We start from the raw sequence: 23,666 nt of genomic DNA on the forward strand, positions 1-23,666 counted from the left end.
AGTGTCTGGTAATGCCACTATTATGGCACGACTCTGCCAAGGTAATGGCATAACTCTGCCATAGGTATGGCACAACTCTGCCAATACAGTGGCAGAGTCTTTTGGTCAGGACAAAACCAATCCTTTGTTACGGGTTCAGGTCTGATAAGATTAGAAACAATTAATAAAAACAAGCAATGAAAAAGATAGGATTATTTTACGGGACTGCTACAGCTAAGACTGCTGCAGTTGCCCAAAAGATAAAGGAAGCGTTCGGAGAAGATATTGTCGATATAATTCCGGTAGAACGTTCCGATGAAAAGGAGTTTAATGCATACGACCATATCATTGCAGGCTCATCCACTTGGTTTGACGGAGAACTGCCGACATACTGGGACGAGACCCTCCCCGAACTGGCAACGCTCGACCTGCAAGGGAAGAAAGTCGCCCTCTTCGGACTGGGTGACCAAAAGAAATATCCGGATAATTTTGCCGATGGAATCGGTATTCTGGCAAGAGCATTTACCGAACGAGGGGCTACCCTGATCGGTAAAACATCGACAGATGGTTATCATTTCAGCCGTTCCGAAGCCGTCGAGAACGGACAATTCCTCGGCCTGGTGATAGATATAGAAAACCAATCCGATAAAACGAACGAAAGGATACGGAAATGGGTGAAACAAATAAAGACAGAGTTCGAGAAAGGCGCACCTTCTTCCGATGAAGAATTTAATTGTTGAGCCGATAAAATAAATCTCCCGGTGAATGTTCTCTTTACGGGAACAATCAACCGGGAGATCATTATTTAATTATTCTTGTTCTTCTTCAGAAGCCTTATAGAATCCGATCTCCGATAACTGAGGAAGATCTCTCGACTCCGAAACCACAATCCGGACTTTATTGCATCGGACAGGGGCAAACCGTAGAATCCGTTTATATCCGACAGTTGTCCCTTCTGTTATCATTTGCCAGGTATCGCCTACCTGACATTCCAGTGTAAAGCGTTCGATCCGTTGACCTTCCGTTATATTTTCCTGTAAAAGAAGGCGGTCGAACTCCTCTTCCCCTTCAAAGGATATTTCTATCGTATTTGTTTTTCCGGAACCTTGCCAATAGGTTTCCAGCCTGCCATCAGTTAAATCTCCGATTTCACCGATAGACGAAACAGCATTCTCCAACAGATTTTTTTCAAATGTCTTTCCCAGTATCCGCTTCATATTCATTAATGAAGAAATGTCATTCTCATGGATCAATCCCCGTTTGTCAGGAGGCAGGTTCAATAGCAGCAATGAGTTCTTCCCTATCGAACTGTAATAGATATCGATCAACTTTTGAGGTGTTTTCACCGAAGTATCTTCCGATGCATGGTAATACCAGCCCGGACGGATCGAAACGTCTACTTCGGATGGATACCAGATCACTCCCCTGGCGTCAGCCAATAAAGTACGGCTTCCCAAATCCTGTGCCATCTTATCTCCTTCCGGCAGGAAAGTACCGCTGCCGGTTTCTTGCTGGGACGACTCCGCAATAGCTGTCAGGCTGGATACTGCTGCCGGCAATACACTCCACTCCGTATCACGTCCGTAACCGCTTTCCGTTCCTACCCATCTCACATCCGGCCCCATAACAGCAATGACAGCCTGAGGTTGCAAGCGACGGATCAGTTCATAATAACGCATGAAATCATATTCCTGTTTTTTCCCGTTCGGCCCTTCACCACAGGCTCCGTCAAACCATACTTCGTCAACACGGCCATATTGCGTCAACAACTCTGTAAGCTGGTTGACAAAATAATCATTATATTGCTCCGTTCCATAATCCGGATGATTCATATCCCAGGGAGAAAGATAAACGGCAAACTTCAGGCCGTATTCCTTACAGGCATCAGCTACTTCACGAACCAGGTCACCCTGCCCGTCTTTCCAGGGAGTAGATGCTACCGAGAAATCGGTATATGCCGAAGGCCATAGACAGAAACCATCGTGATGCTTGCAGGTTAGCAGAATCATTTTCATGCCCGCATCTTTCGCTGTCCGTGCCCATTGCCTGGCATCGAGTTCTGTCGGATTGAAGACAGACGGATCTTCTTTCCCCGTTCCCCACTCTGCATCGGTAAAGGTATTTACACCATAGCAGATGAAACAGGTAAACTCCATCTGCTGCCATTCCAGCTGACGTTCGGAAGGTACGACATGAGCTGCTAAACGGGCCTTTTCATCCGCCGTAACTCCTTCCGGGAACAGGCAGGAGGTGACATATATTTCTTTCTGTTGGTTCCCGCAGGATAATAAAGAACAGAAAGCAAGTCCCAATAATAAGTTATTCAAATTCTTCATATAGTAATTTCCGGTTCATTTGTTATTCCTGATCATCTCTCCTACTTCCTGAAGTACCTTCCGGTCTGTTTCTCGGATATTACCATTATAATCCGGTCCCACATTCAGGGAAAAGATATTGCCGTATTTGACTGCTTCCTTATAATCATCATATATCTTTTCTGCCGGATAACACAAGGAATCGTGTTCAGGCAACGAATAGAACCAGTCTGCTCCCCCTTTATGAGGCGGTAACAGCGGATAAGTAAATTCAGCCACCAGATAGCCATCATACGACTTCTCATTCTTTCCGGCATCTTCTACCCATGTCAGGTCGTCGCCTCCCAACGGACCGGCACATCCTCGTTCACGTAAACTCAAACGTCCCGAAGGAGCACCATGATTGTAACCAGCAAAACAATCCGGCTGGAACTGATGTACCCATTCAGTCGTTTCCTCATGTGATAAACCTCCGTCCCCTACAGCATGGTCGAACCATATAAACTCGATCGGACCATAACGGGTCAGCAATTCTTTCAGTTGAGCTTTTTTCATTTCCGGGTCACTTCCGCCTTTCTGACTTTGTCCCCGTTCGGCTCCCGGCCAGTTCCAGTCTCCTTCAGAGAAATAAAGAGCCAGTTTGATCCCATATTTATCGCAGGAAGCACGCAGTTGTTGTAAAACATCTGTCTTTAACGGAGCATTGGTCACTTTCAGTTCGGTTGTTTGTGTATCCCAAAGACAAAAGCCGTCGTGATGCTTGGTCAGAAATAGGATATAATTCATTCCGGCCTCTTTTGCCGTCCTGGCCCACTGGTCCGTATTGCAGGATGTGGCTCTGAAGAATGAGACATCATGGGGTTCGCCCGTCCATTCTTTTCCGGAAAACGTACTGTACGACCAACAGATAAACATACCGAAACGGAGTTCCGATACTTCTTTTGCCCGGACAGAATCGGGCAAGGCTTTCTTCCGGCCACAACCACTGAACAGTAAAGACAAGATCATACACCAGAGATACAGATTCCCAACTATTGTTTTCATGATGTTAGAATTAGAATTTAGTACCGGCAAAAATAAATAATCCGTTTTATATACTCATTGTATAATTTTTGGCTATTATTGTAGAATCTTATTCCAGACTATAACATTATGATCCATTTAAACCATACAATCGATGTGCTTACCGGAGGAACTTATTCAGGCAACAGTTCATGGAATAAAAAGCATTCGGACATAGATAACTGTTTCAAGCTATACCAGATCACAGACGGAGAACTGTTCCTTACCGATGAAAACGAGGAATTTCTACTGGAAAGCGGAAATCTATACTTTATTAACGGTAGTAAACTGGTATCGCAACAATGCAGGAAATCGTTCTCTACGCATTGGCTGCATTTTATTCCCAAAGATATAATTCTTCATCATAGTCTGCTGGCAATGCCTTTAGTCGTTAATTTCGCGGATACATTGGAAATGGTTGCCGGGGCATTACCCCATATAGAAATACTGATCTCCTCCGCACATACCTCCGGCAGAGAATATCTTCTGGAATCATTACGCATGCAAACCGGTATTCAGGCAATGATCGTATCTTTGCTGGAGCAGCATTCATGGACTTCTCCCCGCGAGATTTATTCTATCCATACGATAGAACCGGCCATTTCATATATCAAGGAACATTTCACCGAACCAATTCGCTTAAAGCAACTGGCCAATTGTTGTAATATCTCACCGAACTACTTCCATAAGATATTTTCAAAGGCATTGCAGACGACTCCGGCAAACTATATTTCTTTATTACGGATGAATGCGGCACTCCCTCTGTTGCTCAACAATGAATATAATATAAAAGAGATCGCTTACCGGTTAGGATTCTATGACGATGCTTACTTCTCACGTGTGTTCAAAAATCATTATGGCATAACACCCGGTGAATACAGGAAAAGAAGAAAAGAATTATTATTCTGAAACAACGGTATGATGTCCGTTCTGAAAACATATATGGTTTGAAGGCAAAACACCTATGTTTTAGAAGCGAATCATATATGTTTTATTTCTTGGTAGGGAATGACAGGATATGCCAACTGACTCCGATACTGATCAGGATCAGCAGGATCTTCACCCAAAGAATATCGACGAGAAAAAGAGAGGTAAAAATAGCAGACAGCCACATCACTGCTACGGAAATGATCTTTGAACGTAACGGGATTGCCTTATCTACCATATAATTCCGGATGTAAGGTCCGAAATGGCGGTTGCTCATCACCCTGTTGTATAACTTCTCGGAACTCCGGATATAAAACCAACAAGTGAGCAACCAGAAAGGAGTAGTCGGGAGCAACGGAACGAATATGCCTATTGCTCCCAGTATCAGGAAAAAAGAACCCAGTATTATATAGATAATGCGTCTGGTTCCTTTCATCATTATTCTACGGTATAATCCCCGATTTGTTTGAATCCGTTCAGGAAGTCTTTTACTTCCATCCGTTTTTTACCCGCTAATTGCACCGCCAACAGACGGATGTAACCATCTTCTACGGCGACATCGATATAGCTTTTGGCATCCGTATGTATCGTACCGGTGACCAGATCGTGCGAAGCCGGATGCTTTTCAGTCTTATAAACTTTCAATGCCATACGGCTTCCATCGGGAGCTACCAGCTCTGTCCATGCTGCAGGATACGGAGAAAGACCACGGATAAAATCATATATCTTCTTCAACGGCTGGTTCCAATTGATCCGGCAGGTATCCTTGAATATCTTCGGGGCCGGGCGCAGTTCGGCTGCATCCTTAAAGAACTCTTCCTGGGGAACGGCATCTACTTTCCCTTCCAGCAGCAGATCTACCGTTTCTGTTACCAGGCCGGCACCTATGGCCATCAAAGCATCGTGTACGACATCGACATCATCCGTATCGGCAATCGGCAGATGTTTCTGGCGGATGATTTTTCCTGTATCTATTTCATGCGTCAGGAAAAAAGTTGTCACACCTGTTTCCGTATCGCCGTTAATCACAGCCCAGTTGATCGGAGCCGCCCCGCGGTATTGCGGCAGCAAAGAAGCATGCAGATTGAATGTGCCGAAACGAGGCATATCCCAAACAACTTCCGGCAACATACGGAAAGCTACCACGATCTGCAAATCTGCATTCAATGCACGCAGCGCATCGAGAAAAGCTTCATCTTTCAGTTTCTCCGGTTGTAACACGGGAAGATTCTGCGACAAAGCATATTCTTTCACCGGACTTGCCTGCAGGACACTTCCATGACGTCCGACCGGTTTATCCGGCATAGTGATTACTCCTACTACATTATATCCGCCTTCCACCAAGGCACGCAGGCTCTCCACGGCGAAATCGGGAGTGCCCATATACACAATCCGTAACTCTTTTTTTTCCATCTTTTAATCTCCTGAAAAGTTTTCTACCAATACTTCGCGGTATGAATTAAATATCTTTGATTTCGACATAAAGCCGACATAACGTCCTTCTTCATCCACTACCGGCAAGTTCCATGCTTTCGTATCGTCAAAGATACCCATGATTTGTTCCATCGGTGTCCCGATCTGTATCTTTGCCGGAGCCGATACCATGAACTTAGAGACATGAAATCTGTTATATAACTCCGGACGGAACATAATGTTGCGAATGTTATCCAATAATACAATTCCCAGCAAAACACCCTTTTCATCGACAACCGGGAATGTATTTCGTCCGCTCTTTGCAATCACCTTGACCATATCACCCAATGACATCTCCGGTGAAACGACCTGAAAGTCTTTCTCTATTACACTGTCCGTATTCAATAAAGTCAGGACGGCACGGTCTTTATGATGGGTAAGCAATTCGCCCTTTTGTGCCAGACGCATTGAATAGATACTATGAGGTTCAAACATGAGAATTGTCAGATACGAGCTGATAGAAACGATCATTAACGGAAGAAAAAGATCGTATCCACCGGTAAGTTCCGCAATCAGGAACACACCTGTTAGCGGAGCATGCATGACTCCCGACATGATTCCGGCCATCCCCAGCAGGGCAAAATTCTTTTCTGAAATATACATGGTGAACGGAAAGTAATTGGAGGTATGTGCAAAGAGAAAACCGGAAATACATCCCAGGTACAAGCTAGGTGCAAAAATACCACCACATCCGCCACCGGCATTAGTCGCACTGGAGGCGAACACCTTTGTCAGCAGGATCAGGAACAGAAACACGATAATTCCCCAATAAGTATCATTCAGGTCATAAAACAAACTTTTGTCCATGATATGGGAAAATTGTCCGTTCAGCAGTGAACCGATCGTATCGTACCCTTCACCGTATAACGGCGGGAACAGGAAGATAAGTACGCTCAGCATGACACCGCCCAGCAGGAACTTCTTCCAGTAAACACCCAGTTTACGGTACATACCTTCCACCCGGTTCATCACCCGTGTAAAATACAAAGAAACCAATCCACAGAAAACTCCCAGTAACAATACATACGGAATACGTTCTATCTCAAACACTTCTGTCTGCGAGAATTTAAACATGGCCTCCGTACCTGTAAAGATATAGGAAACCGTAGCCGCTGTCACTGAAGAGATCAGCAAAGGCAACACCGATGTCATGGTCAGGTCGAGCAATAACACCTCGATCACAAATACCAATCCCGCGATCGGGGCCTTAAAGATACCGGCAATCGCACCGGCTGCTCCACAACCGACCAACAGCATCAACGTCTTCTGCTCCATACGGAACAGACGCCCCAGATTGGAACCGATAGCCGCTCCCGTCAATACGATCGGGGCCTCCGCTCCTACTGATCCACCGAAACCGATCGTGACCGAACTGGCTACAATGGAAGTCCAGGTGTTATGTGGCTTGATGCGGCTCTTACGCTGCGAAATGGCATACAGGATCTTTGTCACCCCATGACTGATATCGTCACGTACGATGTATTTTACGAATAATCCTGCCAGCAATATACCGATCACCGGATAAAGCAGATACAGGTAGTTCACTCCGCTCACATCGAAATTGCCGGTAAGAAGATGTTGTATCAGATGAATTAACTGTTTCAGGATAATTGCGGACGCAGCCGTACATATCCCGACCAGAAAACTGATCACCAAAATAAAATGCTTTTCTTTTATATGCTTGTCCCGCCAGAGCAGGAACCTGTAAAATAAACCTTCTTTTGCCATTTCAAATACCTTTACCTGTAAACACCGTTTTCACCGTATAAATCAAAATTGTTATATCCAGCACTAACGACATATTTTCGTAATATAATATATCATATCTTAAACGTTCTATCATCTTATCGACATCATTGGCATAACCGTATTTCACCATTCCCAACGAGGTAATACCTGGCTTTACGTTATGCAACAAATAGTAATAAGGCGCTTTTTTCACGATTTGATCGATAAAATACTTTCTCTCCGGACGCGGACCGACAATCGACATATCGCCTTTCAGTACATTCCAGAACTGGGGGAACTCATCCAACCGATATTTCCTTAAAAGATGACCGAACGGAGTGATCCGTTTGTCTTTTTCCGATGAAAGCAAAGGGCCGTTATCTTCCGCATCGGTATACATTGTCCGGAATTTATAGATATAAAAAGGCTTCCCCATATATCCGATCCGTTCCTGCCGGAAGAACACCGGTCCTGGTGAATCTTTCTTCACCCGCCAGGCTATGTAAAGATACATCGGCGAGAGTATCAACAGTACCAATACAGACAATACTTTGTCCATCACAAACTTAATGTTCTTTTCAACCGACGACAGGTTATTCTCTGTCACGTTCACCAACGGGATGCCTCTGATCGTCTTTATCTTCACTTGCGACAACATGCTCAACTTATCTGCCAGCACCTTGATCGGCAATTTGTAATGATAAAGCGAATACAGGATCGTAAGTTGCTTTTTGTCGTCTTCCGTTTCAGCAGCCAGTACCAGTTCATCGATCTTTTTGTCGGTTACGACCGACGGCAAATCAGATAACTCTCCGGCAATCTCATTCTTTTCCACAAGTACAGGAGTCGTATCGTCTTCGGGGATAAAACCTGATATATGGTATCCCAACCGATAAAGATCACCCGCAATATGGGCCGCTCTCTTTCCTGCACCGATAATCAAAACTTTCGTTGCCCATTTCCGGCTATTTATCTTTCGTATGCCACTTTGTGTAATTACCAGACGTGGTATATAGGTCATCAGAAACTGTAATCCGAAGAGAGAGAAAAACAGTTCATAATAAACATGGAAAGAACGCGGTAGGTCATTCAACACCACCACAAAGAAAATAAATACCACCCCGATCAGCACTGTCACAAAAGTCGAGAACAACTCTGTTAATCTTGACTTGGCCAGCCATTTATTGTAATAACCCGAGAAATAATACAAAGCCAGCCAAAAGAACGGAATGATCAACTGTCCTTTTATAACCGGAGTATAACTCAGATAGTTAGCAAAAGAGGTTGCCCCCTCATACACAGCCATCTCTTCATAGCGAAGCCAGTTAAATAAAAACCAGGCGACCGCTGCCGATACAAAATCCGATAATATGTATTTTGCTGCCTGTCTGCTTCTTTTCATTATTACCTGATCACCTGAATAAGACCTCCGGCACCCAACTTAAGTATGTTCGACGGTTGCGCCTTGCTCATATCATCCTGACGGTAAGAAACGATGTAATCGACGCCATTCTTTACCACCTCGGACACTTCAGAGAAATTAGCTGGAGAAAGATCTCCGCTCACATTGGCAGAAGTAGAGACCAACGGTTTACGGAAGCGTTCACATAACTGACGCGAAAAATCTTCATTAGTTATACGTATGCCGACACTGCCGTCATCTGCCAACAGGTTTTTTGCCAGATTCTTCGCATTGGAATAAATGATTGTCAGCGGCTTATCTGCCACTTCGATCAGATCCCAGGCAATATCCGGAATATCGTTCACGTACATATTTAATTTGGCTGAACTATCCATCAGGACCAGCATAGCCTTATTGTCTGCTCTTTTCTTTAATTCGTACACACGTTGCACGGCCTTCTCATTGGTCGCATCGCAACCAATTCCCCAGATTGTATCTGTCGGATAGAGAATTATCCCTCCCGCCTGCATTACTTCACAGGCTTTTTTAATATCTTCCGTCATTGTTTTTTAAAATATTGTGACAAATATACAGGTTTATTTTCCAACTAACGATATAAACCGAAAATAATTATATATCACCTTCACTGCTTTCTGTTTATCACAGAGACGGTACGAATCTACGGAAGAAAACATAAACCTGCCATTCTTCATATCCTGAAAGGAAAGTCAGTTTTTTTATTGTTAATATTTCATCGTACCCACCGATATTCTCCATTTTAATTTCTAACTTTACGGGTTCAAAAGAAACAGGGAGTTAACCCCGATGATAATGTGATTCAATCGACACATTATCTGTGATAAGAGAGAAAAAAGAAAAAAACAATATATAATGATTAACAGATGGAATTTTCAAACCCCTACAGAAGAAGAATTACGTAAGAGAGATGCACTGGCAGCCGAAATCGGCTTCAGCCCGGTCATCTGCCTGCTGCTTGTTCAGAGAGGGATCACGACGGCTGAAGAGGCCAGAAAATTCTTTAAACCCAGCTTGAACGACCTGCACGACCCGTTCCTTATGCCGGATATGGATAAGGCGGTGAAACGGTTGAACAGGGCATTGGGAAATAAAGAGAAGATTCTGATTTACGGCGATTATGATGTGGACGGTACAACAGCCGTATCACTTGTGTACAAGTATCTAAGACCCTATTCTTCGTCCCTGGATTATTATATCCCGGACCGTTACGATGAAGGATACGGCATTTCTTACAAGGGGATCGATTATGCCTCCGAAAACGGAGTCTCATTAATTATTTCACTCGATTGCGGAATCAAGGCAATCGAAAAGATTGAATATGCCAAAGGCAAAGGTATCGATTTTATCATCTGCGACCACCATATGCCAGATGATACACTGCCGGATGCTGTGGCTGTGCTGGATGCAAAACGGGTGGATTCGATCTATCCGTATGATCATCTGTCGGGTTGCGGCGTAGGTTTCAAATTCATGCAGGCTTTTGCCAAAAGCAATAATTTCCCTTTCTCGGAACTGGAAAAACTACTGGAGTTGACAGCTGTCAGCATAGCCTCCGATATCGTGCCTATCACCGGCGAAAATCGTATCCTGGCTTATTACGGACTAAAGCAACTGAACAGTAATCCGAGCCTGGGACTGAAAGGTATCATCGATATCTGCGGACTTACCGGAAAAGATATAACGATCAGCGACATCGTTTTCAAGATCGGCCCACGTATCAACGCATCCGGACGCATGATGAACGGAAAGGAAGCTGTAGACCTGTTACTGGCGAAAGATGTGGAATCGGCCCGTGAAAAGAGCGAAAACATCAATCAATACAATGACGAACGCCGGGAACTGGATAAAAAGATTACCGACGAAGCGAATGCTATCATCGATGATTTCGCCAATATGGAAGACCGGAAGGCAATCGTCGTTTATAATCGCGGTTGGCATAAAGGCGTGATCGGTATCGTCGCTTCCCGCCTGACGGAAAAATACTACCGCCCGGCAGTCGTTCTGACCAAATCATCCGAACTGATCACCGGTTCCGCCCGTTCGGTTACGGGTTTCGATATCTACAAGGCTATTGAGAATTGCCGTGACCTGCTGGAGAATTTCGGAGGACACACATACGCCGCCGGTCTTTCCCTGAAAGAGGAAAACCTGGATGCCTTTACCGAACGTTTCCTGAAACTGGCTGCCGATGAAATCATTCCGGAACAGATGACACCGCAAATCGATATCGATGCGGTACTGGACCTGAAAGATATCAATACCAAGTTTATGAGTGAACTAAAGAAAATGAATCCTTTCGGTCCGGACAACCAGAAACCGGTGTTTTGCTCGCTGAACGTGAAAGATTACGGAACAAGCAAACTGGTCGGAAAGGAACTGGAGCACATCAAACTGGAACTGATAGACGACAAGTCGAACACACCGATCCACGGTATCGCTTTCGGAATGCATCAACACAGTACCCATATTAAAGGAATGAAGCCTTTCAATATCTGCTACACGATCGAGGAAAATACGTATAACGGTAACACGACCTTACAACTCATGGTTAAAGACATAAAGGTCGATGACATATGAAGGAAACCGGTGGACGTCTACCATAAGATATTAGAGAAGTATTGGGGATACCCTGCTTTTCGTCCTTTACAGGAAGATATTATTCACTCCGTTTGCGAGGGAAAGGATACCCTTGGACTCATGCCGACAGGTGGAGGTAAGTCGATTACCTTCCAGGTGCCGGCATTGGTCATGGAAGGGATATGCATTGTCGTGACTCCTTTGATCGCCCTGATGAAAGACCAGGTCGACAATCTTCGCAGGCTGGGGATCAAAGCGACTGCCGTTTATTCGGGAATGACGCGACAGGAGATTATCGCCCAACTGGAGAATTGTATCTTCGGCGATTATAAGTTCCTGTATGTCTCTCCCGAACGGTTAGGTACCGATATATTCAAAAGTAAACTTCAGGCGATGAATGTCAACCTGTTGGTCATCGACGAAAGTCATTGTATCTCACAATGGGGATATGACTTCCGTCCCTCCTACCTGAGTATTGCCGATATTCGTGAAGAACTTCCCGGAGTACCGGTACTAGCCCTGACAGCAACAGCAACTCCGGAGGTAGTTAACGACATTCAGGAACGGCTGCATTTTAAAGAAAAGAATGTATTCCGAAAAAGTTTCGTGCGTAAAAATCTATCATACATCGTACGGCAGACAGAGGATAAGTTGAACTCTCTGATTTACATTCTGGGGAAAGTGCCCGGAACGGCAATCGTTTATGTGCGTAACCGGAAACGGACCAAAGAAGTGGCAGTCATGCTCCAACAAGCAGGTATTTCGGCAGACTTCTTCCATGCCGGACTCAACCGGGATGAAAAGAACCTGCGTCAAAGCCGTTGGAAAAACAATGAATGCCGGGTAATCGTATCGACAAACGCATTCGGTATGGGTATCGATAAACCGGACGTACGCCTGGTAGTCCATCTGGATATGCCCGGATCGCTGGAGGAATATTACCAGGAAGCGGGACGCGCCGGACGGGATGAACAAAGGGCTTATGCAGTCGCATTATGTTCTAATATAGATTGTACGAAACTAAAGAAACGGCTGGCCGACGAGTTCCCCGACAGGGATTTTATAAGCCGGGTCTATGATGCTTTAGGTAATTATTACCAGATAGCGATGGGCTTCGGACTGGATACGGTACACGACTTCTCGCTCGTCGATTTCTGCACGGCTTATAAGTTCTCGCATTTACAGGCACACCATGCTTTAAAAATACTGGAACTGGCCGGTTATATAGAATACACGGAAGAACAGGAGAATGCTTCGCGCCTTGTATTTACGGCTACACGTGACGAGCTTTACAGATATCTGCATCAGGATAAGAAAACGGACGAAGTAATACAATGTATCCTCCGTTCCTATACCGGGCTATTTTCTGATTATGTCTATATCAATGAGGGACTGATCTCTACGCGTACCGGATTGAGTCAACAGGATATTTACGATGTACTGGTCGGACTATCCAAATACAGGATCGTAAATTATATCCCGCACAAGAAAACGCCGCTAATCATTTATACCCGGACCCGTGAAGAGGTCAAATACCTCTCCATCCCCCGGTCGGCTTATGAAGAGCGAAAGGAACGTTTTGAGAGCCGTATCAGCCGGGTTATGGCGTATATCAATGAAAACCGGATCTGCCGGAGCCGGATGCTGATCTCCTACTTCGGTGAAGAGGACCCTTCTGATTGCGGTTGTTGCGATGTCTGCCTGGCTAAAAACGATTCCGGCCTGAACAATCATACATTCAATGCCATTCGTGATGCCTTACTGGAAGCTTTGGCTGACGGCCCGGCAGAAGCCAAAAAGTTGATGGAAAACATCTCTTTTCCTTCTGACAAGATTATAACCGTAATTCGTTTCCTGGCTGACCATGATGATCGTTTTTCGCTGGAAGACGGTATATTAAGCCTTACGAAAATGAACACTCTGTCCGATAACGAACACTACGAAGCACAGCCTGAAGCTGAATAACAAGCTTTTATCTTTATGGCACAAACTTTGCTATTATGGATCGAGAACAATAATAACAAAGTCTTTTATGTATAAAGTCTATTTCAGGCAGGCAATGCAGATGCTAAGGCAAAACAAGTTCTTCAGCATCGTTTATATAACCGGTACCGGCCTGGCCATTACAATGGTCATGGTACTGGCTATTTTATATTATTTCCGCACAGCCGATATTGCCCCGGAAACCAATCGTGACCGGATGATGATCGTACAGCACGGAAAAGTAAATAATAAAAAAGGCCAGGGATACGGAAGCAGCAAACTGTCTTACCCGACCATTAAAGAATGCTTTTACCGGATGCAGACACCGGAAGCTGTCACCGCCATTCTTCCTATAGGCGAACAAAGTGAATTCATACAGGTACAAGGAAACAATGATGTTTACAACGGACTTGTTATGGGTACGGATGCTGCTTTCTGGAAAGTTTTCCAGTTTAGCTTCTTGTCAGGGACACCCTACACGGAAGAAGAGTTCATCTCCGGAATTAAAAAGGCAGTGTTGAATGAATCACTTGCACGCAGACTGTTCAACACCTCCGACGCGGCAGGGAAAACATTTATGCTGAACTTTGAAGAATATATAGTCTCCGGCGTAGTAAAAGACATACCCTCCATCGCAAAATACAGTTACGCTGAGATGTGGATACCTTTTACTACCCGACCTTTACAAATTCAGGGAGGTAGTTGGTGCGATTATATATTGGGACATATGAAAGTTTGCATACTGGCAAAAAAGCCCGGTGACTTCGATGCCATCCGGCAGGAAGCCAAAGAACTTTGCCGCCGTTACAATACCACTACGGTTCAATACGACTTTGTTTTAAACAATCAGCCGGATACCGTATTCCATGCCTGGATGAGTGAAGGAGACTCCTTTAACAGTCCGGAATTATTGAAGATCTACCTGCAAATCATACTGATCATACTTCTGTTGTTGTTAGTGCCCTCCATTAACCTGACGGGCATGACTGCCTCACGGATGAAAAAGCGCATGGAAGAACTGGGTATCCGTAAGGCTTTCGGAGCTGAAAACAGAACATTACTTATGCAGATATTATATGAGAACCTGCTGCTTACTTTCCTGGGAGGACTGGCAGGGTTATTGGGATCTTATAGCCTGATCTATTTATTGAAAGGATGGTTGCTCGGCAATTATAACTGGGACGGCAGCTCGCTGACCGCTTCTATCGACCTTTCTCCCGGCATGTTGATCAATCCGGCTATTTTCGGATACACATTGATCTTCTGCCTGGTCTTAAACCTGATGTCGGCCCTTGTCCCGGCCTGGCGTGCACTCAGACGACCGATTGTTGATGCTATAAACGATAAATAAACAGAACCATGATACAGCACCTTTTTAAACTAATATGGAAACAGCGCAGGCAAAACGCCTGGATCGCTGCCGAATTATTCCTGGTATTCATGTTACTATGGTATATCATGGATTACTTCATTACAATCGGATATACAGCATCCATTGAGAATGCCTACCATATCGAAGATACATATCAGGTACAACTTGCAACAGTTCCGGCAAGCAGTCCGAAATACATTCATTATGAAGAAGGAGAACAGATTGCTGCCGAACAGTATCTTTCCATTATCGAACGTATCCGGCAATATCCCCAGGTAGAAGCCGTCTGCCTGGGGAATATGAGTGTTCCTTACTGTCCGAGCTACAGAAATTTACCGATGGGGCCAGACACGACAAGTTTAAAGAACTGTCAATACCTGCAAGTCACCCCATCTTATTTCGAAGTATTCCGCATCGAACCTTTGAACGGAGGGGAACCATCTTCCCTGAAAGATGCCCTGACAGAAAAGAGCATCGTCATATCCCGTTTGATGGCAGAAAAAGTATTTCCAAAAGAACAAAATCCTAAAGGCAAGTCTGTTTTATGCGGAGGAAACGACGAATATTACCAGATAGGAGGCGTCTGCGGAGCAGTAAAACGAGATGACTACAGCCGGGAAGAAAGAGCCAATTACTTCTTATTATCAAACTCCGATATTGTCGACTGGGGAGAAATGGCACTGGCAGACCTGGAGATAAGCATACGGGTTAAACCGGGATTGAACAAGCATAATTTCATCGAGAACTTCCAAAAGGATATGCGGGAACAACTGAATACCGGGAATTTCGTATTATACAAGGTTTCATCGTTTGAAGATTTGAGAGATACGCTCTATCTGACCAATGGGGTTACTGATGCCATTCGGTACCGGATAGCATTTATGGCATTCCTTATCTTTAATATATTCCTGGGGATCATCGGAACGTTCTGGTTCCGCAACGAATACAGAAAGCCGGAAATAGGTTTGCGTATAGCGATCGGTTCCACACGTCGTCAGATATTACAAATGATGATCGGCGAAGGATGGCTGTTAGTAAGCCTGGTGGGTATTCCGGCTGCCATCATCTGCATCAATATAGCAAAGATGGAGTTTATCGGTACGAATATCATGCCGGTCACTTTCTTCCGCATCTTTGCCAGTCTGATATCAACCTATCTCATCATGGTCGTCTTTATCACACTGGGAGCCTGGTATCCGGCCTACCTGTCGTCAAGAATAGCTCCGGCGGATACGCTACGGAGCGAATAAAGGATAAGATATTTTACCTGCCGGTCACCATCGTTTACCTTAACGATGACGGTCGGCAGGTTTTATAAAAAACGTCGGCAGATTTTCCGAAAAACATCGGCAGTTTGAACAAGCACCGACACAAAGCTCTACAGTAGGGTATCTATCTTATTTCTTTTCTTTATAATCTTTCCGGTAACTGCATTGCGTTTCAGTCGGGAAATCTTTCGGGACTTTCTGGGTCACTTTTCCTGTTGCTGCCCATTCAGCCCCCCGTAGTAACAAGACCTGAAAACCTGTGCATTGCATAGCGGTATTATCTTCTACAGTAGCACCGGCATGTCCGAGCATCGTATGGAAGATACGGGCATTTCCATAATCGACGGTAAAGATCAACGGTTCCTCACGTCCCGAACCACCTGTTTCCTTATCGGAATAAGCCGTATAAAGCAAATCGCCTATATTACCGGGACCACGCATACGGTCGTACAATTCATCTTGTGTATGACGCCATTTTAACGGTAATCCCTTCATTATAGGATTCTCTTTATTACGTCCGTTCAATACATATTCATGCTGACGGCCATGCGAACCGCCGGGACCCGCCGAACTGTCTTTGATCAGCTTTCCATCCTGCCAGTAGACATAGGGACCGGAATCTTCATTGCGTCCTTCCCATCCGCCCAGGGCACAGATCTTATTAAATTCCGGCCATTTGGAGAAAGCATTATCTGCTGCATGGTAAACAACCACTCCTCCGCCGTTCTGTACAAATTCCAGAAAACGCTTGTTTGTTTCTTCCGGCCATGAATCGCCGTTATAATCCAGCACGACCAATTCGTACGGGGTAAAATCCAGTACAAACCCCGACATGTCCTTCCCTTGAGAAGGCGACACAGCAAAATCAACGGAGAAACGACCGGAGTTTTCCAGTATCTGTTTTAACACGACATGGCTCACCTGCCAGTTATGATTGTTCTGCCCGGTGATCAGCAACGTTTTGATTGGTTTGCGTGCAGACACTGAACAAACACAGAAAAAGGAGAGCAACACAACCAATAACTTTCCTAAGAATAAATGTTTCATGGTATAAAAATGGTTTAAAGATTTAGAACACAAATATAGTAATTATTGTATTAATGCCAATAAGTAATAGTTACTGATAACGAATGTATTTATTCTTTCAACAGGATAATCCCCTGCTATAAATAAAGAATGACTTTGAATTAATAAAGTTTTAGTTACATTTGTCTATCTATTATTTAAATAAAAGAAATCGTGAAAAGGATTGTGATCATCGGGGCAACTTCCGGTATCGGTTATGAAGTGGCAAAGATATACCGTCAGCTGGGTTGGCGTGTCGGAGTGGCAGGCCGTCGTTTGGAACTGCTTGAGAAATTTAAAGAACAGGCACCCGAACAGATAGAAATACAAGAACTTGATGTGACCCGGGCCGACGCTGTGGACAAGCTCCGTCAATTGATCGTAAAGTTGGGAGGCATGGACTTATTCCTTCTCAGCACGGGCATTGGAAGTCAGAATAGAGCATTAAATCCGGAGATAGAACTGGCAACCGTAAACACCAACGCCATCGGTTTCACCCGTATGGTCACTGCCGCTTTCAATTATTTCCGGGAAGAAGGCAAAGGGCATCTGGCTGTGATCAGCTCTATTGCCGGGACGAAAGGTCTGGGCGCCGCTCCTGCCTATTCTGCTACCAAACGTTTTCAGAATACCTATATCGATGCCCTGGCACAATTGGCAAAGATGGAGAAACTGCAGATCGATTTCACCGACATACGCCCCGGTTTTGTCAAAACAGATCTATTGAAGAACGATAAATATCCTCTATTGATGCGCCCGGAACGGGTAGCCCGGCGGATAGTACGGGCCTTGCAGCGGAAAAAACGTAGTGCTATTATCGACTGGCGATATGTAGTCCTCGTCTTTTTCTGGAAGATGATCCCCGAGTCTATCTGGGAACGTTTGTCCATTCAGAACTGAATTTGTATATTTTTCCTGTAATCCCTACCTTTGTCGCCAATTATCAAAAACAGAAGGAGAGCATTTCTTAATACATACTTTTGATATATCTTCTTATTAAACAAATTGAAAAATGGGATTATTTATAAAGAAACCGTTAGCCGCCTTGCAGGCGGAAGCCAACGAATCGGGTAGTAAAACACTTAAACGTGTACTAGGCCCCTGGAGCCTGGTTGCCCTGGGCGTTGGGGTTATTATCGGAGCCGGGCTATTCTCTATTACCGGGACCGTTGCTGCCGGATATACCGGACCTGCCATCACCTTATCATTCGCTATAGCTGCTCTAGGCTGCTGTTTTGCCGGATTATGCTATGCAGAATTTGCCTCCATGATTCCGGTTGCAGGAAGTGCCTACACCTATTCATATGCCACTATGGGAGAATTGATCGCCTGGATCATCGGCTGGGACCTGGTACTAGAATATACGGTAGCGGCCACAACGGTCAGCATCAGTTGGAGCCGCTATCTGGTTGTATTCCTCGAAGGACTGGGGATTCATCTGCCGCATGCTTTAACGGCTTGTCCGTGGGATGGCGGTATTGTCAATATCCCGGCTTTCCTGATCGTTGTCCTGATGAGCATTTTCCTGATCCGGGGAACGGAAGGAAGTTCTATCTTCAATGGGATTATCGTATTTCTGAAAGTATCGGTCGTGTTGGTCTTTGTCGCTTTAGGATGGAAGTATATTCAGACAGACAATTACGTTCCTTATATTCCGGCCAATACCGGCACTTTGGGAGAATATGGATTTTCAGGAGTTCTGCGTGGAGCTGCTATCGTATTCTTTGCCTTCCTCGGCTTCGATGCCGTATCGACTGCTGCACAGGAAGCTAAAAATCCGAAACGGGATATGCCTATCGGTATTCTTGTTTCGTTACTGGTCTGTACGATCCTTTACATGCTCTTTGCACATGTGATGACCGGAGTGGCGCACTACAGCCAGTTCAGCGGGCAGGAAGGTATCGCACCTGTTGCCGTAGCGATCTCTCACATGGGACATGCGGACGCTGCCGGAGTGATACAGCCGGATTATCCGTGGTTGAATAAGGCGATCGTACTGGCTATCCTGTTCGGTTACTGTTCGGTTATCATGGTTACGTTATTGGGGCAAAGCCGTGTATTCCTGAGTATGAGCCGCGACGGGTTGTTACCTCCGTTCTTCTCGCATATCAATGAAAAATTCCGCACTCCGGCACGCAGTAATTTTCTGTTTATGCTGCTGGTCGGATTGCTTGCCGCATTCGTTCCTGCACAGGTTGCTGGAGAAATGACAAGTATCGGAACATTGTTCGCTTTTACTTTGGTTTGTGCCGGTGTATTAGTGGTAAGAAAGACGATGCCGGATGTGCAGCGGGCTTTCAAGACACCGCTCGTACCGTTCGTGCCGGTAGCGGGTATCGTCACCTGTCTTTGTATGATGCTTTTCCTGCCTGCCGATACCTGGATACGTTTGGTGTTATGGATGCTTATCGGACTTGACATCTATGCTTGCTACGGTATCAAGCATAGCAAACTGGAATATATGCAACAGCATCGTAAAGGGAATCTGTCACTTAATATGATTGGGATAACATTGTCGGTATTATGCGTGATTACCGGGTTATGGCATCAGCAGACCGTCGGTTGGAATGAAAGCAAGGTTTTGCTGATCATTTCATTTGTCTTTGCTTTTACCCATTTGCCATTCTATATGATCAGGATATGGAAAGGGACGACACAAGCGTAAGACTTATTTCTCTTTTTTTCTAAAGGTAAGCCGTCTGTTCATCGTGAAATTGACGGCTCCGTAAACAAACATGCCCAGGAATTGTGCCAGGTATTCATTCATGTCTCCGATCTCTACCATCAACAGCAGAGACAGGAACTGAAGGCCATAGGCACATCCGAAAGCAACGAGGAAAAGAGGAATCTCCCGCTCGAACTTTCCGCTACGGGAAGAGAATATCCAGTACTTACTCCAGCAAAAGTTATTGATCAATGCAGCTACATATCCGGCAATGTTCGACCATAAGTAATTACAGCCGATACCACTCATCAGCACCCAGATAACCAAGGCGGTAATAAGTGCATTCAGTGTCCCCACAATGATAAAACGAAATATCCGTACCGATTCTTTCATATCAATTTCCCACAGGCCAGTTCAGCCATCTATCAGAATATATTAAAACATTTACGAGCTACTTCCTTCCCCTTATAACTGACCACAAGCGTCCAGGTCCCCCGTTTATCATCGGCAGGTTCCCAGATCGTATCTCCCAGAAAAAACTCGAAATCGTTACTGTTCACAAAATAAGTACCCACAAACGGGGGCATCACCTTCCCATCTTCATCACAAAAAGGCGGATGATCTATACAATATTCCAGTATTTCACCTTTACCCTTTTTCACAGAAAGAATAAAACCAAACTCGACACCAAGCTCTGCCGGAATATCCAAAGTGTGTTTGATAATCTTAGGTAAATCCTTCGATCCACGATCCCAGGCTGTGTATAATCCATAACTCTTAATGGAGAAGACAGGAGCTATTTTAGGCATCTTACGTTAATTTTATTCATTTTTCCACCACAAATATACGTGATTTTAAAGAGAACGAAGCCTAATCCGCGGAATTATTCTTCATAAAAAACTTCTCGAAAAAGGCATCCCGGTAACTGTTGCCTATCGAAATTTCATACTTTCCGATGAACACGTCATTATTATCAAACGAATCAATATGGTCGGAATTAACGATATACGACTTGTTTGTCCGTAGAAAAACATCCTTCGGGAGCATCTCATGGATCGACTTCAGATTCATTTTCGTCACGATCCGCTGTTCGGGTGTCTGTATCACGACATAATCTTTCAGACCTTCGATGAACAGGATATTTTTCAGTTGTATCCTGAAATAACGCCGCTCCGCTTTCACAAAGATATAATCGGCAGAGACCGATTCCACCTGGTTTTTGCTGTTGTCCGTTTTCAATAAAGAATGATAGGCATGGGCTTTCTGTACTGCCCGTTTGAAACGTTCGATCTCGATCGGCTTCACCAAATAGTCGATCGCATCCACTTCATAACTGTCGAGGGCATATTCCGCATAGGCGGTAATGAAGATCACGAGTGTTTCAGACGGGATTGTTCGGGCAAACTCCAAGCCGTTCACGCCGGGCATCTTGATATCGAGAAAGACTAGGTCGACCGGGCTCGCCTGCATAAACTTACCCGCAGAAACAGCATCCCCGAAACTCCCGCACAAAGACAACGCCGGTGTATCCTGTACCAACAGTTGGATGGCCTTGCGACCCAATGGTTCATCATCTACAATGATACAATTCATATAATATCTATTTTAGTTTTAAACGGAGATTTATTGTATATGTTATATCGGTTTCATCTATTTCCAGAGAACAATCCGTATCGTACATAAGTTGCAGGCGACGGCGGATATTGGCAAGCCCTATCCCACCGTCTGCCGCCTTTTCTTTCTGTTCCGCCGGTTTGGAGTTGAGACAGATAAAAATGAGTGTAGCTTCCTCCACCTTGAAATAAAGATGCACATAAGACAGCTTCTCATTATCGTTATTATGTTTCACGGCATTCTCTACAAAGGGGATGAACAATAAAGGAGGAACGGTTATATCCGCAATCTCCCCTTCCGTCGAGATGATAAAGTCGAAATTATCACGCCGTATCTTTTCCAGATTGAGATAATCGTTCAGGAAATGGATGTCATCTGCCAGGAACACCTTCTCTGAAGTGCTGTCCTTTAACTGATATTTCAGCAGATCTTTCAGCTTGGACAGGACATGTACTGCCTCCACCGGGTTTTCCCGGATCAGGACATTCGCATTATTCAGCATATTGAACAGGAAATGCGGATTGATCTGATTCTTCAACTGTTCCAGTTCCGACTGCATCGTCGCATTCTTCAGTTCGTCGATCCGCTGCCCGTATTTCACATAATCCTGGAAGACGATCACAGCCGAAGCACCGGCAATGATCAGGCACAATTGAATAATGGACGAGATGAAAAAGAAAGCAGCCAACCAGAATTGGAACAACTCATATTCTTCCTCAATCGCTTCTTTCCGCAATATATAGGAGAACAAAAGTGCCAAAAGAATCACCAACACAACAGAAATTACATAAGTTCCAACCTTATTTTTCAGCAATAAACGGGGTGTGAGGACAAATACGCTCAAATAGATCGGGACGAGCAACAAAGCACTCTGAATGACATTGCTTACCAGGAAGCGGCTGTCTTCTATTACATCGACATAAAAATTTACGGACAGAATGATTACGCTCAGAGCGAACAGCAGGAAATGCCGGCAAATCCTGTAACGAGGATCGACCAGTAAGCGTAACAGAAAACCAGATGTATTCTTCATAGCTTTATATACAAATTCGTTCTACAAATAGTTCCCTCATCCACCGTATCCAGCGTATAGGATTCTTTAAACAACAAGTCCAAACGATGCCTTATATCTTCCAGCTCCCGACCGTTTTCCGGATCTTTATCCGTTATTCCCGGAGCAAAACAGATACAGGAAAAGAATAGCTCCTTTTCCCCGGCACGGAAAGTGAAATGAATATCCATCGGTGAACTTACCGACGGCAACAGTTTCACATAATAGATAGCAAACGGGATAAATAGCAAAGGCGGCACCAGTTTACGACTAAGTTTCCCCTCCTTCGTCACTGTAAAGTTCAAGCCCGTGTAACGAACCTTCGCCAGATCAAGAAAGTTTTCGATAAATGAAATTTCAGAGATAAGCAGTACCTTCTCCCGCTTTCCGTCATACAGCTGATAACGAAGCAATTTACTCAATTTCATCAATACCATAGATGCCCGTTCAGGGTCATTGGGTGTTTGCTCCCCAGCTTCGTCAAGCATATTGAAAAGGAACTCCGGATTTATCTGATCCTTCAAAGATTCCAGTTCCGTCTTCAGGTTCTCCTTCTCCAGTTCGTTCTTCCGTTTGCTGAACTGCATCCAACGGCGCAGCAGAATCGTAATGGATGTCCCGGCAATCAGAAGTGCATACAGGAAAAAGTTTCCAGCTATTTCTATCGCCGGTATCCGGTCTTTATAGAAATAAGAATAATGTGTCGGTTCCTGGTCGTAATACCGTGTTACTCCATAATCAGCCCCCAAGGAGATCAGTATCATCAGGAAGATGAGCAGAGAGACAGTAATCGTGTAAAGCACATACCGGTTCTTCAACAGCAGCTCCGGCAACAAAACATACAAATGCAGATAAACTCCTCCCAGATAAGAAACAAGTAATGCCAGACTAATATACCAAACCATATGATCCACCTGATCCAGAAAAACCGCGCAGGTAAGAAAAGGCAGATTGAACGACACGAAAACGAAAAACAGTATAAGCAGCAAATGTCTCGCTACCCTGTATTTCCTGTCGATCAGAAAATTGATCATAAAACTATTATAGGTCCCTTCCGACTTCGGCATAACACGAACTTAATTTATATATGAGAAGTAAAGGTGGTACATTTCCCGGTAATAACAAAACGATCCCACCCGGTTTATC

At 44.6% G+C, this 23,666-nt stretch carries 21 protein-coding genes; 8 read left to right on the forward strand and 13 right to left on the reverse strand.

What is annotated here, in order from left to right; all coding sequences use genetic code 11:
* The first annotated feature begins 176 nt into the window (after positions 1 to 176).
* A complete protein-coding gene (locus DWW23_RS16965; protein ID WP_122354457.1) occupies positions 177 to 719 on the forward strand; it encodes a flavodoxin in 543 nt (180 codons plus the stop codon).
* 69 nt (positions 720 to 788) lie between these two features.
* Here DWW23_RS16965 and DWW23_RS16970 read toward each other — a convergent pair whose 3' ends face one another.
* Together DWW23_RS16970 and DWW23_RS16975 are read right to left on the reverse strand one after the other, a co-directional pair.
* A complete protein-coding gene (locus DWW23_RS16970) occupies positions 789 to 2,315 on the reverse strand; it encodes an alpha-L-fucosidase (RefSeq protein WP_199664154.1) in 1,527 nt (508 codons plus the stop codon).
* Between the two features lie 15 nt (positions 2,316 to 2,330).
* Positions 2,331 to 3,338, reverse strand: coding sequence for an alpha-L-fucosidase (locus tag DWW23_RS16975; RefSeq protein WP_147382626.1), 1,008 nt, complete (start codon positions 3,336 to 3,338; stop codon positions 2,331 to 2,333).
* A 108-nt stretch (positions 3,339 to 3,446) separates the two neighbouring features.
* On the opposite strand from DWW23_RS16975, the gene DWW23_RS16980 reads away from it, so the two are divergent.
* Complete coding sequence (locus tag DWW23_RS16980) at positions 3,447 to 4,265, forward strand: AraC family transcriptional regulator (protein WP_122354459.1); 819 nt, start codon at positions 3,447 to 3,449, stop codon at positions 4,263 to 4,265.
* Between the two features lie 82 nt (positions 4,266 to 4,347).
* On the opposite strand, the gene DWW23_RS16985 is transcribed toward DWW23_RS16980, so the two are convergent.
* Genes DWW23_RS16985 through DWW23_RS17005 form a run of 5 tightly spaced genes read right to left on the reverse strand, consistent with a single transcriptional unit; the run spans position 4,348 to position 9,449 of the window.
* A complete protein-coding gene (locus DWW23_RS16985; RefSeq protein ID WP_122354522.1) occupies positions 4,348 to 4,719 on the reverse strand; it encodes a YbaN family protein in 372 nt (123 codons plus the stop codon).
* A 2-nt stretch (positions 4,720 to 4,721) separates the two neighbouring features.
* Complete coding sequence (gene fmt, locus DWW23_RS16990) at positions 4,722 to 5,696, reverse strand: methionyl-tRNA formyltransferase (protein ID WP_122354460.1); 975 nt, start codon at positions 5,694 to 5,696, stop codon at positions 4,722 to 4,724.
* A 3-nt stretch (positions 5,697 to 5,699) separates the two neighbouring features.
* Positions 5,700 to 7,484, reverse strand: coding sequence for a chloride channel protein (locus DWW23_RS16995; RefSeq protein ID WP_122354461.1), 1,785 nt, complete (start codon positions 7,482 to 7,484; stop codon positions 5,700 to 5,702).
* Between the two features lies 1 nt (position 7,485).
* Positions 7,486 to 8,886 (reverse strand): sugar transferase, encoded by a 1,401-nt coding sequence (locus DWW23_RS17000; protein ID WP_122354462.1) that lies wholly within the window; start codon positions 8,884 to 8,886, stop codon positions 7,486 to 7,488.
* 2 nt (positions 8,887 to 8,888) lie between these two features.
* Positions 8,889 to 9,449 carry an L-threonylcarbamoyladenylate synthase gene (locus DWW23_RS17005; RefSeq protein WP_122354463.1) on the reverse strand — a complete coding sequence of 187 codons (561 nt, stop codon included), beginning with the start codon at positions 9,447 to 9,449 and terminating at the stop codon, positions 8,889 to 8,891.
* 328 nt (positions 9,450 to 9,777) lie between these two features.
* Between DWW23_RS17005 and recJ the strand changes: the two genes are divergently transcribed.
* The 4 genes from recJ (at position 9,778) to DWW23_RS17025 (ending at position 16,107) form a co-directional block, all read left to right on the forward strand.
* The gene (gene recJ, locus DWW23_RS17010) at positions 9,778 to 11,502 is read left to right on the forward strand and encodes a single-stranded-DNA-specific exonuclease RecJ (protein WP_122354464.1); all 1,725 of its coding nucleotides are present in this window, start codon (positions 9,778 to 9,780) and stop codon (positions 11,500 to 11,502) included.
* A 9-nt stretch (positions 11,503 to 11,511) separates the two neighbouring features.
* Positions 11,512 to 13,467, forward strand: coding sequence for an ATP-dependent DNA helicase RecQ (locus tag DWW23_RS17015; RefSeq protein ID WP_122354465.1), 1,956 nt, complete (start codon positions 11,512 to 11,514; stop codon positions 13,465 to 13,467).
* Positions 13,468 to 13,534: 67 nt separating this feature from the next.
* Complete coding sequence (locus DWW23_RS17020; RefSeq protein WP_122354466.1) at positions 13,535 to 14,836, forward strand: ABC transporter permease; 1,302 nt, start codon at positions 13,535 to 13,537, stop codon at positions 14,834 to 14,836.
* Between the two features lie 8 nt (positions 14,837 to 14,844).
* Positions 14,845 to 16,107, forward strand: coding sequence for an ABC transporter permease (locus tag DWW23_RS17025; RefSeq protein WP_122354467.1), 1,263 nt, complete (start codon positions 14,845 to 14,847; stop codon positions 16,105 to 16,107).
* Between the two features lie 147 nt (positions 16,108 to 16,254).
* Here the strand turns inward: DWW23_RS17025 and DWW23_RS17030 are convergent, their stop codons facing one another.
* On the reverse strand, positions 16,255 to 17,172 hold the full coding sequence (locus DWW23_RS17030; protein ID WP_122354468.1) for a ThuA domain-containing protein: 918 nt from the start codon (positions 17,170 to 17,172) through the stop codon (positions 16,255 to 16,257).
* Between the two features lie 192 nt (positions 17,173 to 17,364).
* Here DWW23_RS17030 and DWW23_RS17035 point away from each other — a divergent pair, with 192 nt between their 5' ends.
* Positions 17,365 to 18,090, forward strand: coding sequence for an SDR family oxidoreductase (locus tag DWW23_RS17035; protein ID WP_122354469.1), 726 nt, complete (start codon positions 17,365 to 17,367; stop codon positions 18,088 to 18,090).
* A gap of 112 nt (positions 18,091 to 18,202) precedes the next feature.
* Positions 18,203 to 19,855 carry an amino acid permease gene (locus DWW23_RS17040; RefSeq protein WP_122354470.1) on the forward strand — a complete coding sequence of 551 codons (1,653 nt, stop codon included), beginning with the start codon at positions 18,203 to 18,205 and terminating at the stop codon, positions 19,853 to 19,855.
* A 3-nt stretch (positions 19,856 to 19,858) separates the two neighbouring features.
* Here the strand turns inward: DWW23_RS17040 and DWW23_RS17045 are convergent, their stop codons facing one another.
* The 5 genes from DWW23_RS17045 to DWW23_RS17065 all read right to left on the reverse strand — a co-directional run bounded on the left by DWW23_RS17045 (position 19,859) and on the right by DWW23_RS17065 (position 23,587).
* The gene (locus DWW23_RS17045; protein ID WP_122354471.1) at positions 19,859 to 20,248 is read right to left on the reverse strand and encodes a GtrA family protein; all 390 of its coding nucleotides are present in this window, start codon (positions 20,246 to 20,248) and stop codon (positions 19,859 to 19,861) included.
* A 32-nt stretch (positions 20,249 to 20,280) separates the two neighbouring features.
* Positions 20,281 to 20,664, reverse strand: coding sequence for a DUF3859 domain-containing protein (locus DWW23_RS17050; protein WP_122354472.1), 384 nt, complete (start codon positions 20,662 to 20,664; stop codon positions 20,281 to 20,283).
* A 61-nt stretch (positions 20,665 to 20,725) separates the two neighbouring features.
* Positions 20,726 to 21,448 carry a LytTR family DNA-binding domain-containing protein gene (locus tag DWW23_RS17055; protein WP_122354473.1) on the reverse strand — a complete coding sequence of 241 codons (723 nt, stop codon included), beginning with the start codon at positions 21,446 to 21,448 and terminating at the stop codon, positions 20,726 to 20,728.
* A 7-nt stretch (positions 21,449 to 21,455) separates the two neighbouring features.
* Positions 21,456 to 22,502 carry a sensor histidine kinase gene (locus tag DWW23_RS17060; RefSeq protein WP_187576727.1) on the reverse strand — a complete coding sequence of 349 codons (1,047 nt, stop codon included), beginning with the start codon at positions 22,500 to 22,502 and terminating at the stop codon, positions 21,456 to 21,458.
* Positions 22,499 to 23,587 carry a sensor histidine kinase gene (locus DWW23_RS17065; RefSeq protein WP_122354474.1) on the reverse strand — a complete coding sequence of 363 codons (1,089 nt, stop codon included), beginning with the start codon at positions 23,585 to 23,587 and terminating at the stop codon, positions 22,499 to 22,501. Before DWW23_RS17065 ends, DWW23_RS17060 begins: the two co-directional genes overlap by 4 nt.
* Between the last annotated feature and the right edge of the window lie 79 nt (positions 23,588 to 23,666).

This window comes from Parabacteroides sp. AF14-59 (assembly GCF_003479515.1).
In the GTDB taxonomy this organism is placed as follows: Bacteria; Bacteroidota; Bacteroidia; order Bacteroidales; family Tannerellaceae; genus Parabacteroides; species Parabacteroides faecis.